Genomic DNA, 17051 nt, shown 5'->3' with positions numbered 1-17051 from the left:
CGACCCCCTGCACCGCTTGCGCTACGCTCGTAGACATCTGGTGAGGGGGACAAGCGATGAACGCGATGCGCCATCCGCTCCAGCTCCTGATCGCCCTCGGCGCCGTCGCGTGCGGCGGTGGGGGCGGCGGCGGAGCCGAGGAGCCCAGCGGCTGCGGGGTCGGGCCGATCGAGATCGAGAAGCTCGAGCCGGTCGCCTGCACGTCGGACCATTGCAGCTCGGAGAGCGGCTGGGTCCGTGCCTTCGAGCCTGCGACCGAGCTCCGCGGCGTCGACCTCTCCGGCGAATTCGCCGTCGTCGCCGGCCACTCCGCCGCCGAGCTGGAGCTCGGCGTTCCGAACCCCGTGGCGGGGGAGCGCAGCGTCTTCCTCGCGTCGCTCGACGGCGAAGGCGAGCTGCGGTGGAGCATGCGCCTCGGCTCGACGCCACGCGATACGGTCGAGGTCCGGGGCGTGGCCCAGGCAGGCGACCTCGCCTGCCTCGCCGGCGAGCTGCAGGGCCACGCCGACTTCGGCAGCGGCTTGCTCGAGCTGGAGAACCGCGGCGCCTTCGTCGCCTGCTTCGATGCGGGCAGCGGTGCGCCGCGGTGGAGCCGGGCGTTCCCCGCCGGCTCCGGCGCTGTCTCCGGGCTGCGCCTCGCCGGCGATTCCCTGGGTCGCCTCCACCTCCTCCTCTGGGGCGTCACCGCCTTCGGGCTCGTCGAGGATCCGGCCTGCACCGACGCGTCGTGCGTCGTCCTCGCCACCTTCGACGGAGACGGTGAGCTCGGGGCGGCCCGGGCCTGGAAGCTCGACCAGCGACCGCCGCCCAGGAGCGACGCATTCGAACTCGCCACCGACCCCGACGGCAGGGTGGCGATCGCCGGCCACCTCTCCGCCCCCGTGCTCTTCGCGCCCTTCCACCTCGCGCCGGAAGGAGAGGGCGACGGGCTCGTCGTCTTGCTCGACGCGGAGATGAGCCCCTACGCTGCAGCGACGTGGTCCAGCGGGCCCTACCCGGGGAAGGTGGAGCTCGCCTACACGCCCGCCGGCGAGGTGCTCGTCTCGAGCACCTTCACCGAAACGCTGGCGCTCGAGGGCGAGCAGTTCGCCGCCGAGGAGGGGCGCGATCTCTTCGTGGTCGGCTGGCAGACCGGCCACCGCCGGACCCGCCACTTCCCGCTGCCCGGCCTGCAGCTCGGGGCGGTGGTGACGGGCAGCGCAGACGGGCTCCTCTACCTGGCCACGAGCGGCAGCTCCGCCGTCCACGGTGGCCAGCTCCTCGTCGTCGACGAGGAGGGCGCCTCCTGGGAGCTCTCCTCCTTCGGCACCGGGGTCGAGCCCCGCTGGATCGAAGCGGGCGCTGCCGGCGACCTCTGGGTCGGCGGATCGTGGCGGGGCGAGCTGCGCGCGAACGGCTTCGAGCTCTTCGCCCAGGACGAGCGGTCCTTCCTCCTCCGCCGGTAGGGGCGGGCGCCGGCGTTTTCAGCGGCGGCGCTTGCTGCGCCGGAAGAGCAGCTCGCCGGCGAAGAGGATCAGCACCGCGCCGAGGATGGCGCCCACGAAGCCCGCCGGCCGCAGCTCGAAGGCCGCGCCGCCGCCGAGGAGCGAGGCGATCGATCCGCCCACGAACGCGCCGGCGACGCCGAGGATCGTGGTGGCGATGATCCCCATGTTCTGATCGCCCGGCAGGATCGCCCGGGCGAAGAGCCCCGAGAAGAAGCCGAAGCAGATCCAGCCGCACAGGCCCCGGTATTCGTCCATCGTTCCCTCCGTGAGGGAAGCAGGATAGCCGCGGCGAAACGAAAAGGCGCGCGCCTCCGCATGAGGGAAGCGCGCGCCGAAGGGCAGGGCAGCTGCAGGGCTACTCGCTCTTGGCGACCCCGGGCCGTGCCGCCCGGTTCATGTTCCCGTGCGAGAGGAATTTGTGGCGCTGCAGGTTCTTCGGCGCGAGCTCGCCGGGCAGCGGGCTCTCGTCCTCGAGGAACCACGCCTCGAAGGCGACCACGCGATCCTTCGGGTTGCCGGTGCGCTTGTGGTGGGCGAGGAGCCAATCCTTGAGCGGGCCGTGGAGCGCGCCGTTGCCCTTGATCCGCACCTGGTAGTCGCACCAGAACTGGTCCTGATCGAGCCGGGGCGGGATCTCCTGCCACGGCTCACCGGTCCAGCCGGTCGCCGCGTAGTTCAGGGGATCGATCCGCCTCCCGTCGACGGTGAGGGCGTCGACCACCACCACCGCGTCACGGGACGGCGGGTTGGGCGCGAACATCGACCAGCCCTGGAAGAGCCGCGGGTAGTGCACGATCGCCTTGAGCACGTGGGGCTGCGGCACCTTCATCCACTTGGGAACCGCCCAGTTCTCGTTGATCACCTGGCTGCCGAGGGCCACCAGCACGAGGACCACCAGCGCCTCGCGGCTCTGCCACAGCGCCCTGCGCAGGCGAGCGCGGAACGGCGCCTCGGGCTCGGGCAGCTGCACGCCGCCAGCGGGGCGCGGCGCGGGCATGCCGCACGCCGCCAGGCCCAGCTCCATCGAGATCTCCCGGCGGTTGGTGGCCACGAGATCGTAGACGCGGTCGGCGATCGCCGAGAGGCCGGGCACACGGAGCAGCCACGCCACCGGCTTGCCGAAGGGGAGCATCGCGAAGATCTCGGCGAAGGCCGCTGCCTTGATCGTCTGCCTGCCGGTGGCTGGATCGATCACGACGATGGTGCGCTCCACCAGCTCCGCCGTGACGCCCTTCGGCAGCTTGCCGCCGTTGTCGTGGAAGACGAGGCGCTTGCCGCCGTCGAGGCGGGCGAGGAGCCGCACCACCTGGAAGCAGATCCCGCAGCCCGCGTCGAACCACACCGCGCGCATCGGCCGGCTGGCCCGCTGGAACCACCTGCCGGCGAGCTCCCAATCCGCCGCGGTGGGAAGCAGCAGGTAGAAGGTCATCATCGTCGGCGAGAAGAAGCCGACGTTGAGGAAGAGGGCGAAGCCGAGGTGGAGCGCGGGCAGGAGCACCAGCGCCGCCCGGCGCATCGGCACCACCGCGAAGGGCGAGAGGAGGAGCAGCGGCGCGATCCCCTCGATCACCAGCGTCCCCCAGGAGAGCGCCTGCGACAGCCAGATCGGGAAGGAGTCGCGCAGGGCGTAGCCGAGGAAGGTGACGATGCGGTCCTGGTGGAGGGCGAAGTGGATCACCGTCCCCTCGCGCCAGATGTCGCCGTTCTTGTGGATGGTGTTGAAGAAGTAGATCACCGCGAACTGGAGCAGCACCGCGAAGACCGCGACCGACACCACCGGCTTCGTCGACGGGGCAGGGCGGCTCTCGAAGGTGAGCTCCGAGGCCGCCACCTCCTTGCGCCCGCGCAGCGAGGCGAAGAGCGCGTCGAGGGAGAAGCGCTTGCCCAGCGGCAGGAAGCAGGTCCAGGCGACGAGGATGTTCATCACCACGTCGCCGCCGTTCTCGAGGACCACCGCGCGGCTGTGGAGGCTCACCGCCGCCACCAGCGAGAGCACCTGGAAGAGGCGGGTCTTCCACCCCAGGAGCAGCGCCAGGTAGACGAGCCCGCAGAGGACGAAGCCGAACGCCGCCTCACCGGGGTTCGAGGCGAGGAAGAAGAGCGAGAACATGTACTCGGAGGCGGGCCGCCACAGCTGGGTGTGGTTCGGCACCAGCCCCTGGTTCGAGTACCAGATGGCCAGATCGGGCACGCGGCGAAGCAGGTCCCCGAGGAGGAGGATCGCCAGACCGATCCGGAAGATCCCCAGGCTCCGCGGATCGAGCTCGAGCCACGCAACGCGCAGCTGTTCGCGCCAATTCTTCATCGACTTCTCCCCGTACGGCTGCAGCCCCGGATCCCCCCGTGGGCCTTCGGCCCCCAAGCTAGCACGGCGCCGGCTGGCAGTCGGCTGCCGAGATTGCATCCGATCGGTTGCCTGCACGGGCCTCCCGCCAGCCCGGATCCGCATCGTCGCCACCCGCGTCGTTCGGCTATGCTCCGCCGCCGATGGAATCCCGTCTCCTCCGGCACCCCGCCGCCCCCGCCCTCGGCATCTTCCTCGTCGCGCTGGCGATCCGGCTCGTCTTCGGGCTCGTCGTCCACCGCCCGGGGGATTTCATCGATTCCGACATGTGGGTCTACGACCTGCGGGCGGAGCATCTGCGGAGCGGCGAGCTCGGCCCCTGGGACACCTTCACGCCGGTGGGTTACCCCGCGTTCCTCGCAGCGCTCTACGCGGTGAGCGGCAAGAGCTTCACGTTCGTAGCGGTGGTCCAGGCGCTGCTCGGCGCCGGCACCGCGGCGATCGCCTGGGCGCTGGCGCTCCGGATCACGCGCGACGGCAGGGTCGCCCTCCTCGCCGGCGCCGTCACCGCGCTGCACCTGCCGCTCGTCCTCTACGGCGGCCTGCTCCTCTCCGAGACGCTCTTCACCTTCCTGCTCGCAGCCGGCACGTTGCTGCTGCTCCGGATGGCGGAGCGGCCTTCTGCCGCCAGAGCGCTCGGCGCGGGGCTGGCGCTCGGCGCCGCGACGGTGGTGCGGCCGAATCTCCTGCTCTTCCTGCCGGCGCTCCCGCTCTGGCTCTTCTTCGCGGTCCCCGGCGCACGGCGGGCGCTCCGGCTCGCCGCCCTGGTGCTCGCCGGCACGCTGCCCGTTCTCGCAGCGGCCTGCGTCCACAACTCGCAGCTGATGGGCAGGCCCACGGGGCTCGCCACCAACGGCGGGCTCAACTTCTACCTGGCCCACGCGGAGGTCGCCGGCATCCATTTCCGCGAGCGCGGCTACGACCACAAGATCTACCCGCTGCCCAACATGCTCCGGTACCAGGGGCACCAGCGGACGCGGGTTCCGCTCTATGAGGAGCGCCACTTCTACGGCAAGGCCTTCGCGCTCATCGCGAAGGACCCCGCGCTGCTGCTGCGCTCCCTCGAGAACGTGCGCATCGGCTTCAACCAGACGAAGCTGCAATTCTGGCCGGGGATGCCGGGCCATGAACGGCTCCTCGATCGTTACGGCAGGCTCTGTTTTCCGCTGCTTCTGCTGCCGGCGCTCCTCTCGCTCGTCGTCTCCTGCCGGCGGATCTTCGCGCGGGAGGAGGCAGGCCGGCTGCTCCTCGCGTTCCTCATCTGCAGCGCGATCCTGACGCTCTGGCTCTTCCTCGGCGATCCGCGGATGCGGGTGCCCTTCGATCTCTTCTTCGCGATTCTCACCGCCGACGCGTTCGTGCGGGCGAGCGGTTGGCTCGACGCGCGGATCCGCAAGCTCCTCGGGCAGGAAGAGCTCGCTGGCGGGGGCTGACAACCGGGGCGATCAGGGCACCGGCGACGCGCCGCCTGTGCCCGTGACGATCACGTCGTCCACCAGCAGGTGGCCCCAGGGGCCCGTCGCCTCGTCGACCAGCACCAGGCGGCCCCGCTTGCCCCTGAACCCGCGGGTCCGCAGCACCGCGGGGCGGAGCACCTCGTCGCCGCGCCCGCAGACGCGGCGGACGATCCTGCCGTCCACCTCGAGCCCGACGTAGGTCTCGTCGCAGGCGGCGCCGCCGCCGACCAGCAGGTGGATCGGCGCCCCGGTCAGCTCGAAGGGCGGCAGCTCCACCCTGCCGGTCGCTGCGTCGCCACCGTGGAAGGAGTTGAGGAAGCCGCGCCCCTGCACGCCGATCACGGGCTGCTGCCCGCGCAGCGCCTTGCGAACCGGCCGCCGCCCGAAGGCCTCACCCACCGACACGGCGCCTTCGGGGAGGGAATCGAGATCCCACCGTGCCGCGAAGCGGGCGGCATAGGCGACGAGGTCCGGATCGTCCGGCGGCAGCACCTCTTCCGCCGCGGCGACCAGCGCGCTCTCCACCCGGCGGGCATTGCGGAGACGCTCGCGGATGTCGCGAAGCGGCGCGCTCCAATGCACCCCGTCGGCGAGGAGCGCGCCGGAAGGGTCCTCGTCCACGAAGCGCAGCGCCGCCTGCCGGCCCGACCACGCGCCGACGGGCCACGAGACCGGCGACAGGCGCGAGGCGTCGCGCGGCTCCGCCCGGTGCACCACGGCGCCCTCGACGATCAGCTCGGCACGGCAACCTGCTGCGCAGCCGCCGAGCGCGAAGCGCAGCTCACCCGGCTGCAGGGCGCCGAGCGGCAGCTCGTAGCTGCCCGTGGCAGCATCATCCGACGCGAGCCACCCGCTGCCCGAAGCGCCCGGCGGCAGCGAACCGGTCGCGATTGTGAAGACGCCCGCGGATGGACGATCCGTCTCGAAATCCTCCACCGCGCGCAGGTGCGCGGCCACCTGCGCGAGCAGTTCCACTCTGCGCGGATGGTCGACCAGGAAGCGCCGCAGGAAGGGGAGGGTGCCCAGGATCTCGCTCCGTGGCGCGCTGCCGAGGAGCTTCCGCAGGCTGCGCTCGACCTGCGGCAGCGCCGCGTCCTTCGCACCGGCGAGGCCGTCGGCGAGGGCCTGATCCCAGCGGACGAGGTAGGCGGAGGCGCGGCCGAGGCGCATCTGGGTGAAGGGCCGGTAGCGCTCGCCCCAGGCGTCGTCGAAGGAGAGGACCACGCCCTCTGCCAGCATGTCGTCGAGGGTGGCGACCTTCTCGTGCCCGGGCCGCGCGCGGTGGAGGAGGGGCTTGTGGGCGACGCGGCGGTTGGTCAGGCCGAGGGGATCCATCAGGGGCAGGCCGGTGATCCAGCCGACCAGGCCGATCCGCCCTTCGGAGACCAGCGGCGTGAGCCCCCGGGTGCCGAGCACCTCGTGGAGGACCCTGCCGCGCTCCGACTCCACCACGATCGGCAGGATCGACTGCACCCGGTAGAAGGTGGGTTCGTTGGCGAGGTGCCAGCGGATCTCCCCGGGGCCGATGGGCACGACGGGCGTCGCCGCCACCGCCAGCGAGACGGCGGTCGCCGGCGCCCAGCGCCAGGCACGCGCGCCTTCTGTCAGACGCCAGCGCAGGGAGGACTCGAAGACCGCCGCCACGATGGTAAGGAGCGGGACGAAGAAGCGGTGCTCCATGAAGTCGCCGCCGACCTTCGCCACGTAGTGGGTGAGGAGCGGCACGGCCAGCAGGGCAAAGATGCGGAGCCGCGTCTCGTCCCGGTTCCGGCGCGGGCCCCACAGCACTGCGAAGAAGAGCGGCGCCCACAACCAGGCGCCCGTGGTCGCCGCGAAATGGGTGAGATAGACCCAGCCCTGCTCGTAATAGGCCAGCCCGCCCGACTTCGCGTAGTAGGTGTTCGGGAAGAGATCGCCGTACGCGCTCCACCGCCAGAAGAAGTAGGGCACGTAAAGCAGCAGGAAGGGTGCAGCGTATTGCGCGATTCGTTTCCAGTCGAGGCGGCGGAGCAGGGGCCGGTCGACGCGGAAGAGGAGATCCTCGCCCACGATCGCGAGGCCCATGCAGGCGTAGAGGAGCACCTGATCCGGCCGCATCAGCACCGCGCCGGTGAGGGCGAAGCCAGAAAGCAGCGCGCCGTTCCGCAGCGTGCTCGCCCACAGCCCCGCAGCCACGAGGAGCGCCGCCGGCATGGTCTCGAGGCCCGAGCTGGCGAAGGTGTGGAAGGGGCGGGTGGCGGCGAGGGCGAGGACCGCGAAGGGAACGAGCACCGGGCCGGGCGCGGTGCGTCGCACCGTGGCGCCCACCGCGAGGAGCGCGAGGACGAAGCAGGCGAGGTTGCCCAGCAACGCGGCGAGGGGAATGTCGCCGCCGGCCTTGCCGACGAGCCCGAGCAGAAGGGTCCAGAGGAAGTTGGTGTAGCCCTCGACCCACTCGCCCACGTTGTAGACGAGGCCGTGCCCCTCGGCGAAGTTGCGCGCGTAGCGGAAGCTGATGAAGGCATCGTCGCAGAGCCAGAGCACCTGCCAGGCGAGGAAGAGTCCCAGGGCCCCGGCAGCGGCGAGGAGAGAACCGTGCAGCACGCGGCGGGTGCCCTGCCCGAGGCGATTGGAAAACCGCGCCTCCACTCCCAGCAAGAGCGCGCACAGTGCCAGCAGCCCGCACAGGAGGGGCCAGCCCCGCAAGAGAAGCTCGCCGCAAACCCGCAGAATCTCTACAGCCATCAGGAACGCCCCCTACCGTCGCCCCGATTCTTGCCGCAACTGGCAAGCAGGCGCTACTGAAGCGTTCCCGTCGGGAGGTCCCCGGTGGAGACTTCGCCCGCCCGGAGGCTGCAGGTGTCGCGGCAGAAAGAGTCGTACCTTCCATTCCTCGTCGGCCTGCTCGGGCTGGTGCTGCTCGCGCTGCATGCAGCGCGCTACCTCCCTTCATCGCCGACGACTCGCTCATTTCGCTCCGCTACGCCGACCGCCTCCTGCAGGGCGAGGGCCTGACCTGGACGGACGGGGAGCGCGTCGAGGGGTACTCCAACCTGCTCTGGGTCCTCGGCACCGCGGCGCTCGGCGCCCTGGGGCTCGATCTCGTCGTCGCCGCCCGGGTCCTCGGCTCCCTCTCGATGGCCGCGGTCATGGGGGCGCTCCTCTTCGCCTACGGCCCCCGGCGCCTCGTCGAGCTCCCCCTCGGCCTGCCCGTGCTCGCTCTCGCGCTCGCCGGACCAATCGCGGTCTGGGCCATCGGCGGCCTGGAACAGCCGCTGCTGGCGGCGCTGCTGTCGTGGGCCGCGGTGCTCCTCCTGCCCGAGCTCGAGGCGCCGCGGCGCAGCCGGCTGTGGACGGCGGGCGGCCTGCTCGCGCTCCTCTGCCTGACCCGCCCCGACGGTCCGCTCTTCACCGCCACCTTCGCGGCGGCGCTCGTTCTCGCTGGTGGCTTCCGCCGTACGGCCTTCGCCGACGGGCTCCGCCTCGCGCTGCCGTCGGCAGGAGCCGTTGGCGGCCAGCTCGCCTTCCGGCTGCTCTACTACGGCGACTGGGTGGTCAACACCGCCCGGGCGAAGGTCGCCTTCTCCTTCGGCCGCTTCGCCGACGGCGCCAGCTACGTCGGTGACGGCCTGCTCTGGCTCGGAGGCCTCACCGCCCTGGCGCTCCTCGGCGTCGTCGCAGCGATCGATCGGCGCCATCGGTACCGGACCTTCCTCCTCCTCGTGCCACTCCTCGCCTGGCTCTGCTACGTGGCGGCCGTGGGCGGCGACATCTTCCCGGCCCGTCGCCACCTCGTCCCCGCGGTGGTGCTCCTCGCGCTGCTCGCTGCGGAGGGCCTCCGCTGGCTCTGCGCCAGGGGCCCGCGTGCTGCGTTGGCTGGCGGTGTGGCGGGCCTCACCGCCCTCATCGCTCTCGGATTCGCGCAATCCAGGGATCCCGAGAACGACCGGGCGATCCACGAGCGCTGGGAGTGGGACGGCCTCGTCCTCGGGAACCTCCTGCAGGAAGCCTTCGCCGCGCAGCGCCCGCTAGTGGCGGTGGATGCCGCCGGGACCATCCCCTATTTTTCGCGGCTCCCGGCCCTCGACATGCTGGGGCTCAACGATCGCTTCCTCGCCAGCAACCCGCCGCCGGATTTCGGCAAGGGTTTCCTCGGCCACGAGCTGGGCAACGGCGCCTACGTGCTCTCCCGTGCGCCGGACATCGTGGTCATGTGCCTGCCTACCGGCAGCGCCCGTGGCTGCTTCCGGAGCGGCAAGGAGCTGGTGGCGGACCCCGCCTTCCGGCAGGCCTACCAGCTGGTGAACCTCAAGGGGCGCGAGCCCCACCGCGTCCGGACGCTCGCCTGGGTTCGCAAGGAGGGGCGGATCGGCATCCGCCGGGAGGAGGGGCTGGTGGAGATCCCGGGCCTCCTCTTCGCGACCGGGAAGAGGGGCGTGGCCCGCCTCGACTCGGAGCGGGTGCTGCGAGGCGAGCTCGAGCGCGGCGCCGCCGCGCGTGTCCACGTCGAACTCGGCGCGGGCTCCTGGCGGGTCCGCGCCGTCGGTACGGGGAGGCTGCGGCTTGTGCTGCGCCCCGCCGACAGGGCCGCTGCCGCCGCCAGCCCGGCGCGCCATGCGGACGGGGAGGGTGGCCTGATCTGGAGCGGCCCGGCGCAGAAGGTGGACGTGCTCGTCCGGGCGGGCAAGGAGCCGGCGCGGATCGAGCGGATCGTCTTCGAGCGGATCACCGACGCCGACGAGGCGCGCTGAAAGGATAGGGCCCGGCACGCGAGCTGCGCACCGGGCCCTTGTCCGTTGCCCACTCGCCCCGCTGGTGCGGAGCAAGCGGACAACGGGCGCCCTGCGGGCGCATACGCTTTTGCGTTCGAGGGCCGTGGGCCCTCCGCCGGCCGTTACTGCGTCTGGAACTCCACCGAGCGGCGCGGGGCGCCGCCGGAGGCGGTGCCGCCCACGTGGTAGAGGAAGGCGTTCAGCCGCACGGTGCTGAAGAACGCGCGCTCCAGCTGCAGATCCGCACCCGGATCGCTGAAGTCCGCCACCAGCGCGTCCTCGGCAGGGACCGGCTCGGCGTTCCCGTACCAGAAGTAGCGGCGCGAGGCCTTGGAGGTCTGCGGCGCGCTGCCCGGCTGCGGCACGGTGCGCGCGCCGCCGAACATCCACACGAAGTCCTCGTCGGTGCCCGCGGTGTAGAGCAGCGCCTCGCCGCCCATCACGGTGTTGTTCGAGGCGGTCGCCGCCTGGCGGGTCCAGCCGACGATGTGGCCGGTGGCCCGGTCGATCTGCGCCACCTCGAAGCTGCCGAGCACGCCGCTCCCGTCGGAGCCGAAGGTCGCCACCAGGTAGAGCGGCTCGTCCGCCGGCGCCGGCGTCAGGGCCCCGGCCACCGACTGGAGGATGAGCGTGTCGCTGCCGTCGCAATCCTCGTCTATGCCGTTGTTGGGCAGGTCCTCCGCTCCCGGGTGCACGTTGGGATTGGTGTCGTCGCAATCGTCGCCACCGCAGCGGATCGCAGCGTGGCCGTCGCCGTCCTCGTCCGGGATCTCGCAGGCGCAGACGAGGTCGTCTCCGCTGCAGTCCTGGTCGATCAGGTCGCCGCAGATCTCCGCGGCGCCCGGGTGGACGGAGGCGTCGCCGTCGTTGCAGTCGTCGCCGCCGCAGTCGACCCGCTCGTGTCCGTCGCCGTCGGCGTCGGGCTGGATCGAGCAATCGCAGGCGAGGTCGTCGCCGGAGCAATCCTGGTCCACGCCGTCGCCGCAGATGTCCACCGCGCCGGGGTGCACGGTGGGATCGAGATCGTTGCAGTCGTCACCGCCGCAGCCTGCGTTGGTGTGGCCGTCGCCGTCGAGGTCGGGGCAGGCCGGCTCCGCAGGCGGCGGGGGCAGGGGGATCTCCCTGCGGCCCTGGTTGGTCACCACCGAGGGATAGCTGCGCGCGGTGGTGAGCTGCGCCTCCTCCGGCTCGAACGCCGAGAGGGATCCGTCGGGGAGGATCTGCGCGCGCTCGGTGGAGGTGAAGGCCTGCGCGCCGTCGCCGCCGCCGACCACGAAGAGGAAGGGGATCCCCTGGGTCGCGTCCGCCGGATCGGGGACGACCACCACCACCGCCTCGGCGCCCTCGCGGGCCACCTGCAGCGAGGCAGCGGGGAGCCAGCGGGTGAGGGCGCCGGGCTGGAGCGGGGCGATCCCCTCCTGCGGCTGCGTGGCCGGATCGAGCGCGACGCTGCCGTCGTCGACGAAGCGGTTCTCGGTCAGTCCCTCCGCCAGCAGGCCGAGGGCGCCGTCCGGCGTGCCCGCCCCGGTGCGGTAGACGCGGTAGGTGGCGCCGGGGATCGGATCCCAGCGGAGCTCCACCGTGCCGGTGCCGGTGCCCGCGACCTCGATCACCGCGCGGTAACCGGCGACGGTCTCGTGGCTCGGCAGCACCGCGGCGACGCGGTAGCCGTAGGTCCCTGCTGCGAGGGAGCCGTCGGGCAGGAGCGCGCCGCGCACGTTGCCGGGGGCAGGGGCGAGGAGCTCGCGGCCGTCGTCGCGCAGCTCGAGGGCCGGCACCGCGGTGGCGACGAGCCGGGTGGAGGCGGCGCGGCCGTCGGAGGCCAGCGAGCGGTAGACGTTGTAGTGCTGCGCCACCGAACCGTCGAGGCAGCTCACCGCGCTCCAGCGCACGGTGATCACGCCGCCCGCACGGCGGGCGAGGGCCTCGCGGGAGGGCAGGGTCTCGCCCTCGGGGCAGATCGCCGCGACCTGGTAGTACCAGGCGCCGATGGGCAGGCCGGTGCCGCCGCTCGCCACCGGGTTGGAGATCGCCGGCATGGTGTCGACGCCGAGGATGCGGGCGCGCTCCACCGTCGCCAGCGCCGTGGTGCTGCCGGCGCGGGGATCGGTGGTGGTGCCGCCGATGGCGTAGAGCCAGGGGCCGAAGCGGGCGAGCGCCGCGCCGACACGCGGCGTGGCGAGGCGGTTCTCGACGTGCGCCGCGCCGTCCCACTGCAGGCCGGTGCGGAAATCACCCGGCGGGCCGAAGAGGGAGACCGGGGCGACCTCGAAGGTATCCGAGGGGGCGCGGTTCGCGGCCTCGTCGATGGTGACGCCGCCGACCACCGCGATGTAGCCGTGGCCGAAATCGTCGAAGAGGTTGGTGCCGCCGTGGCGCTCGCGGCCGAGGCGGAGCACGCCGTCGACCACGGTGGTGGCGCCCAGCTTGCCCGACGCGCTCGACGTCGCCTGCCAGGAGTAGAAGGTGTCGAACTGGCCGTCCGGCCCGGTGACGCGCACGGGGTAGAAGCCGTTGGTCAGGGTGCCCGCCGGGATCTCGATGGCGAGCTCACCGTCGGAGATCCGCTCCACCGGCGCGGCGTAGAGGCTCTGCCCCGCTGCGTCGAGGAAGTCGACGGTGAGCCCCTCGGCGAAGTAGCGCCCGAGGATCCGGACCCGGGTCGGCGCCGCCGAGGCGCTCCGCGGGGGATCGAGGTTGAAGATCAGCGGCGCAGGCGACGGCATGATCCGGAAGACGCCGCGCGCCTCGCCCTCCATCCAATAGGTCGACTGCAGGTCCGGGTTCTCCACCAGCAGGTGGTAGTCGCCGGCGGGCATCTCCAGCGTCTCGCTCGGCACCACCGCGTTCACGGTGGAGGCGTCGACGAAGGCGGTCTGCACCGCGGCGAAGCGCAGGGTCGGATCGGCTGCCGAGACCCAGAAGACGCCGGGCGTCGAAGCGAAGCCGGTGCCGCCGATGGCGATCGCCTTGTCGGAGAGGATCCCGTCGCCGGGATCACCGTGCCAGGCGAAGGGAGGCGAGACCTCGGTGACCGAGGGCGGCGGCTGGATCGCCACCCGGAACGCGGCGGGCAGCACCTCCTGCTCGCCGGTGCCGGGGTTGGTGATCACCACGTCGTAGAGCCCCTGGAGGCGCTCGGCATCGGCGGGGATCGTGCCGGTGATCCGGGTGCCGTCCGCGGCGACCTGCTCGATCGAAGGCGCCACCCGCACGCTCTCGTCGTCGGCGTGGATCAGCTCGAGCGTCGCGTCCGCCTCGAAGCCCCGGCCCTGCGCCTCGAAGGGCACGTCGAGGAGCCGGTAGGCTGCAGCGGGCTGGAAGGCGTCGATGGCGAAGCCGGCGGGCGAGGGATCGCAGACGTCACCCATCCCGTCCCCGTCGCCGTCGAGCTGGTCGGGGTTGGCGTGATCGGGGCAGTTGTCGTTGCCGTCGCCGGCGCCGTCGCCGTCCTTGTCGCCCGGCTTGCCGACGCTGGCCCGCTTCTCTTCTTCGTCGCTGCAGCCCGCAGCTGCGACGAGCAGCGCGGCGCCGAGCACCATCCATCTCTTCGGGAGCATGGGACCTCCAAATAGTCCAACGCTCCCCAGACGAGGGGCCGGGCGCCCGGTTACCATGTCCATGGGAGATTTTCGGTCAGAGCCGCCGGTGCTGGAGGCAGGGGATCTGCCCCCGCACGCTGGCCAGCACCGCGGGCGAGAGCTCTGCGATGCAGAAGCCGGGGCCGTCGGAGCAGCGCGCGATCACCGTCCCCCACGGATCGACGATCATCGCGTTGCCGTAGGTCACCCGCTTCGCCGCATGCCTGCCCACCTGCGCCGGCGCCAGCACGTAGCAGGTGTTCTCGATCGCCCGGGCGCGGAGCAGCACCTCCCAGTGGTCCTTGCCGGTGTGGAGGGTGAAGGCCGCGGGCACGGTGAGGATCTCCGCCCCCTGATCGCTGAGGAAGCGATAGAGCTCCGGGAAGCGCAGGTCGTAGCAGACCGAGAGGCCCACGTTGCCGAACGCCGGCTCCGCCACCACCGGCTCGTGGCCCGGCTGCACCGTGTGGCTCTCGCGGTAGGTGGCGCCGTCGGGGATGTCGACGTCGAAGAGGTGGATCTTCCGGTACACCGCCTCCCGCCCGCCGTCGGGACCGTAGAGCACGCTGGTATTGAAGATCCTGCCTGCGGGGGCCCGCTCGGCGATGGTGCCGGCGAGGAGCCAGATCCCCTTCTCCCGCGCCTTCTCCGCGTAGGCCGAGAAGGTGGGCCCGTCGAGATCCTCCGCCCCTTCGATCTTCTCCGCCTCCGGCCCCATGAAGTCCACGTTCTCGGGAAGGCCGACGAAGCGCGCCCCGCGGGCACAGGCCCGGTCCACCAGGGCGAGGGCGTCGTCGAGGTTCCGCTTCCGGTCGGTGCCGGTATTCACCTGCACGGCTGCTGCGAGGATCGCTTCCATGGACCGATCCTAAGGCCCGGGACGACGCCGGTCGACCGCCGAAGCGGCAGCGCTCCCGCCCTCCCGGGAGGCGCCGCAAACCCTGGCGAAAGCCGCTTCCGGGCCCCTCGCGCCTTGACCGTGCAATGCCTATCTGCTATCCGCATCGCAGCTTTTTCGGAGACCTCTTCGGAAAGTGGGCGTCCAACGGCCCGCTTTTTTGTTTTTCAGGGCATGAGCACCGCATTCGTCCAGGGCATTACCGACAAAGTTCGCGAGCTCGCCGAGCCGCTCGCCTCCCACGGGGGGATGGAGCTCGTCGACGTGGAATTCCTGCGCGAAGGGGGCCGCTGGGTCCTGCGCCTCTACCTGGACCGGCCGGGCGGCGTCTCCCTCGACGATTGCCAGGAGATCTCCCGGCAGGTCGAGAAGCTGCTCGACGTCGAGGACTTCATCGAGCCGGCCTACGCCCTCGAGGTCTCCAGCCCCGGCCTCGAGCGTCCCCTGAAGACCCGGGCGCATTTCGAGCAGTTCGCCGGCAGGGACATCGAGCTGAAGACCTTCGGCCCCATCGGCGACCCGCCGCGAAAGAACTACAAGGGTCGTTTGTTGGGGATCTCTTCCGACGACGTCGTCCGCATCGAGATCGACGGCACGGAGTACGCCGTCCCCCTGGACAAGGTCGCCAAGGCACACCTCGCGATCGACTTCGACGCGCTGGCAGCCGACCTCCGGGAACGGAAGTGACTTCGAGACAGCGGCCTTCCCGGACGAGGCCGACATAGCGCGGGACCCGGGGCCTTGCACACCGCGCGAACTGGGCAGCTCCGAGAGGAGCTGCGGCGGGAAGGCGAAAGCCACCCCGCACAAGGAGTGAGAGTATGCAGGGCGGAATGGGCCAGAGCGTGAACCTCAACCTGATCATCGATCAGGTGGCCAAGGACAAGGGCATCGACCGCCAGGTGATCGTCGACCTGCTCGAGCAGGCGATCCTCACCGCAGCGAAGAAGACCTTCGGCGCCGAGCGCACGCTCGAGGCGCACTACAACCCGGACAAGGGCGTGGTCGAGGTCTTCCAGGCGCTGACCGTGGTCGAAGAGGTCACCGATCCGCTCCAGGAGATCAACCAGCTCACCCTCGAAGAGGCCCGCCAGAAGGGCATCGAGGCGGAGGCCGGTGACGAGCTCGTCTTCCAGATCTTCTACCGCGACGAGGACGCTGCGGAGGCCAAGGCGCAGGACGATCGCTACGGCGACATCCTGAAGCTCAAGACCTTCCGCCGTGGCTTCGGCCGCATCGCCGCGCAGACCGCCAAGCAGGTCATCCTGCAGCGCACCCGCGATGCCGAGCGCGAGAACGTCTACAACGAGTTCAAGGACCGCAAGGGCGACATCGCCACCGGCACCGTCCGCCGCTTCGAGCGCGGCAACATCATCGTGGATCTGGTGCGCGCCGAGGCGGTGCTCCCCATCCGCGAGCAGGTGCCCCGCGAGACCTACCGCGCAGGCGACCGTGTGCAGGCCTACGTCCTCGACGTGCTCCGCGAGTCGAAGGGCCCGCAGATCGTCCTCTCCCGCGGCTCGCCGCATTTCCTCACCAAGCTCTTCGAGATGGAGGTCCCCGAGATCGCCGAGGGCGTGGTGGTGATCGAGGCGGCAGCCCGCGAGCCCGGTGGCCGCGCGAAGATCGCCGTCTCGTCGCGGGATCAGGACGTCGATCCGGTCGGCGCCTGCGTGGGCATGAAGGGCTCCCGCGTCCAGGCCGTGGTGCAGGAGCTCCGCGGCGAGAAGATCGACATCGTCCCCTTCGATCCCGATCCGGCCGCCTTCGTCTGCTCCGCGCTGGCGCCCGCCGAGGTCTCGCGCGTGCTCATCGACGACGCGAACCACGCGATGGAGATCATCGTCCCCGACGACCAGCTCTCGCTGGCCATCGGCCGCCGCGGCCAGAACGTGCGCCTCGCCGCGCAGCTCACCGGCTGGAAGCTCGACATCAACTCGGAGACCCGCGTCGCCGAGCTCCGCGACTTCGCCTTCCACTCCCTCTCCCAGCTCCCCGGGATGACGGACACGCTGGTGGAGGTTCTCTACGCACACGGATTCCGCAAGGCGAAGGACATCGCCGACGCCTCGCCCGATGTGGTCGTGCAGATCCCGGGCATCAATCCCGAGCTCATCCCGGAGATGCAGGCGAAGGCCCGGTCGCAGATGTACGACGATGCAGCCGAGCTCTCCCGCATCGAGCAGGAGCGCGAGGCGGCCCGCATCGCCGAGGCCCGCCGGCATCCCGACGAGCTCACCCCCCGCGAACGGCTGATCCGCGTCCGGGGCGTCAGCGAGCGCACCGCCGAGCAGCTCGAGGCGGGTGGCTACAACACCGTCGAGGATCTGATCGCGGAAGCCGACGTGATGAAGCTCGGCGACAACAGCGGCCTCGGCGTGAAGAAGGCCAAGCAGGTCAAGTTCGCAGCGGAGCAGTACCTCACCGAGGAACAGCGACTTCGCGAAGAGCTCAACGCAGAGCGCGAGCGGCAGGCAGCCGCGAGGATGCTCGAGACCGCGACGCCGGCAGCGCCTGCCGACGCGGAATAAGA

At 71.4% G+C, this 17051-nt stretch carries 10 protein-coding genes; 5 read left to right on the top strand and 5 right to left on the bottom strand.

What is annotated here, in order from left to right; genetic code table 11:
- Nucleotides 1-56 precede the first annotated feature (56 nt).
- Complete coding sequence (locus ACESMR_RS06380; protein WP_373046060.1) at nt 57-1445, top strand: hypothetical protein; 1389 nt, start codon at nt 57-59, stop codon at nt 1443-1445.
- 18 nt (nt 1446-1463) lie between these two features.
- Here ACESMR_RS06380 and ACESMR_RS06375 read toward each other — a convergent pair whose 3' ends face one another.
- Both ACESMR_RS06375 and ACESMR_RS06370 read right to left on the bottom strand, forming a co-directional pair.
- A complete protein-coding gene (locus ACESMR_RS06375) occupies nt 1464-1742 on the bottom strand; it encodes a GlsB/YeaQ/YmgE family stress response membrane protein (RefSeq protein WP_373046058.1) in 279 nt (92 codons plus the stop codon).
- A gap of 100 nt (nt 1743-1842) precedes the next feature.
- On the bottom strand, nt 1843-3792 hold the full coding sequence (locus ACESMR_RS06370) for a DCC1-like thiol-disulfide oxidoreductase family protein (RefSeq protein WP_373046057.1): 1950 nt from the start codon (nt 3790-3792) through the stop codon (nt 1843-1845).
- Between the two features lie 182 nt (nt 3793-3974).
- Between ACESMR_RS06370 and ACESMR_RS06365 the strand changes: the two genes are divergently transcribed.
- On the top strand, nt 3975-5264 hold the full coding sequence (locus ACESMR_RS06365; RefSeq protein WP_373046054.1) for a glycosyltransferase family 39 protein: 1290 nt from the start codon (nt 3975-3977) through the stop codon (nt 5262-5264).
- A 12-nt stretch (nt 5265-5276) separates the two neighbouring features.
- On the opposite strand, the gene ACESMR_RS06360 is transcribed toward ACESMR_RS06365, so the two are convergent.
- Nucleotides 5277-7871, bottom strand: coding sequence for a hypothetical protein (locus ACESMR_RS06360; protein WP_373046052.1), 2595 nt, complete (start codon nt 7869-7871; stop codon nt 5277-5279).
- A gap of 533 nt (nt 7872-8404) precedes the next feature.
- Here ACESMR_RS06360 and ACESMR_RS06355 point away from each other — a divergent pair.
- Complete coding sequence (locus ACESMR_RS06355) at nt 8405-10018, top strand: hypothetical protein (RefSeq protein WP_373046050.1); 1614 nt, start codon at nt 8405-8407, stop codon at nt 10016-10018.
- A 143-nt stretch (nt 10019-10161) separates the two neighbouring features.
- Here ACESMR_RS06355 and ACESMR_RS06350 read toward each other — a convergent pair whose 3' ends face one another.
- Both ACESMR_RS06350 and ACESMR_RS06345 read right to left on the bottom strand, forming a co-directional pair.
- Entirely contained in the window at nt 10162-13599 is a 3438-nt protein-coding gene (locus ACESMR_RS06350; RefSeq protein ID WP_373046049.1) for a MopE-related protein, read from the bottom strand.
- A gap of 76 nt (nt 13600-13675) precedes the next feature.
- Nucleotides 13676-14479, bottom strand: a complete 804-nt coding sequence (locus ACESMR_RS06345) for a carbon-nitrogen hydrolase family protein (RefSeq protein ID WP_373046047.1) — start codon at nt 14477-14479, stop codon at nt 13676-13678.
- Between the two features lie 213 nt (nt 14480-14692).
- Here ACESMR_RS06345 and rimP point away from each other — a divergent pair, with 213 nt between their 5' ends.
- Nucleotides 14693-15205, top strand: a complete 513-nt coding sequence (gene rimP / locus ACESMR_RS06340) for a ribosome maturation factor RimP (protein WP_373046046.1) — start codon at nt 14693-14695, stop codon at nt 15203-15205.
- A 146-nt stretch (nt 15206-15351) separates the two neighbouring features.
- A complete protein-coding gene (nusA, locus tag ACESMR_RS06335; RefSeq protein ID WP_373046417.1) occupies nt 15352-17049 on the top strand; it encodes a transcription termination factor NusA in 1698 nt (565 codons plus the stop codon).
- Nucleotides 17050-17051 lie beyond the last annotated feature (2 nt).

Origin of the sequence: Vulgatibacter sp., assembly GCF_041687135.1 — a bacterium.
Lineage (GTDB): Bacteria > Myxococcota > Myxococcia > Myxococcales > Vulgatibacteraceae > JAWLCN01.
Note: the sequence above shows the minus strand (reverse complement) of the source record. Positions and strands in the feature narration are given on the sequence as shown.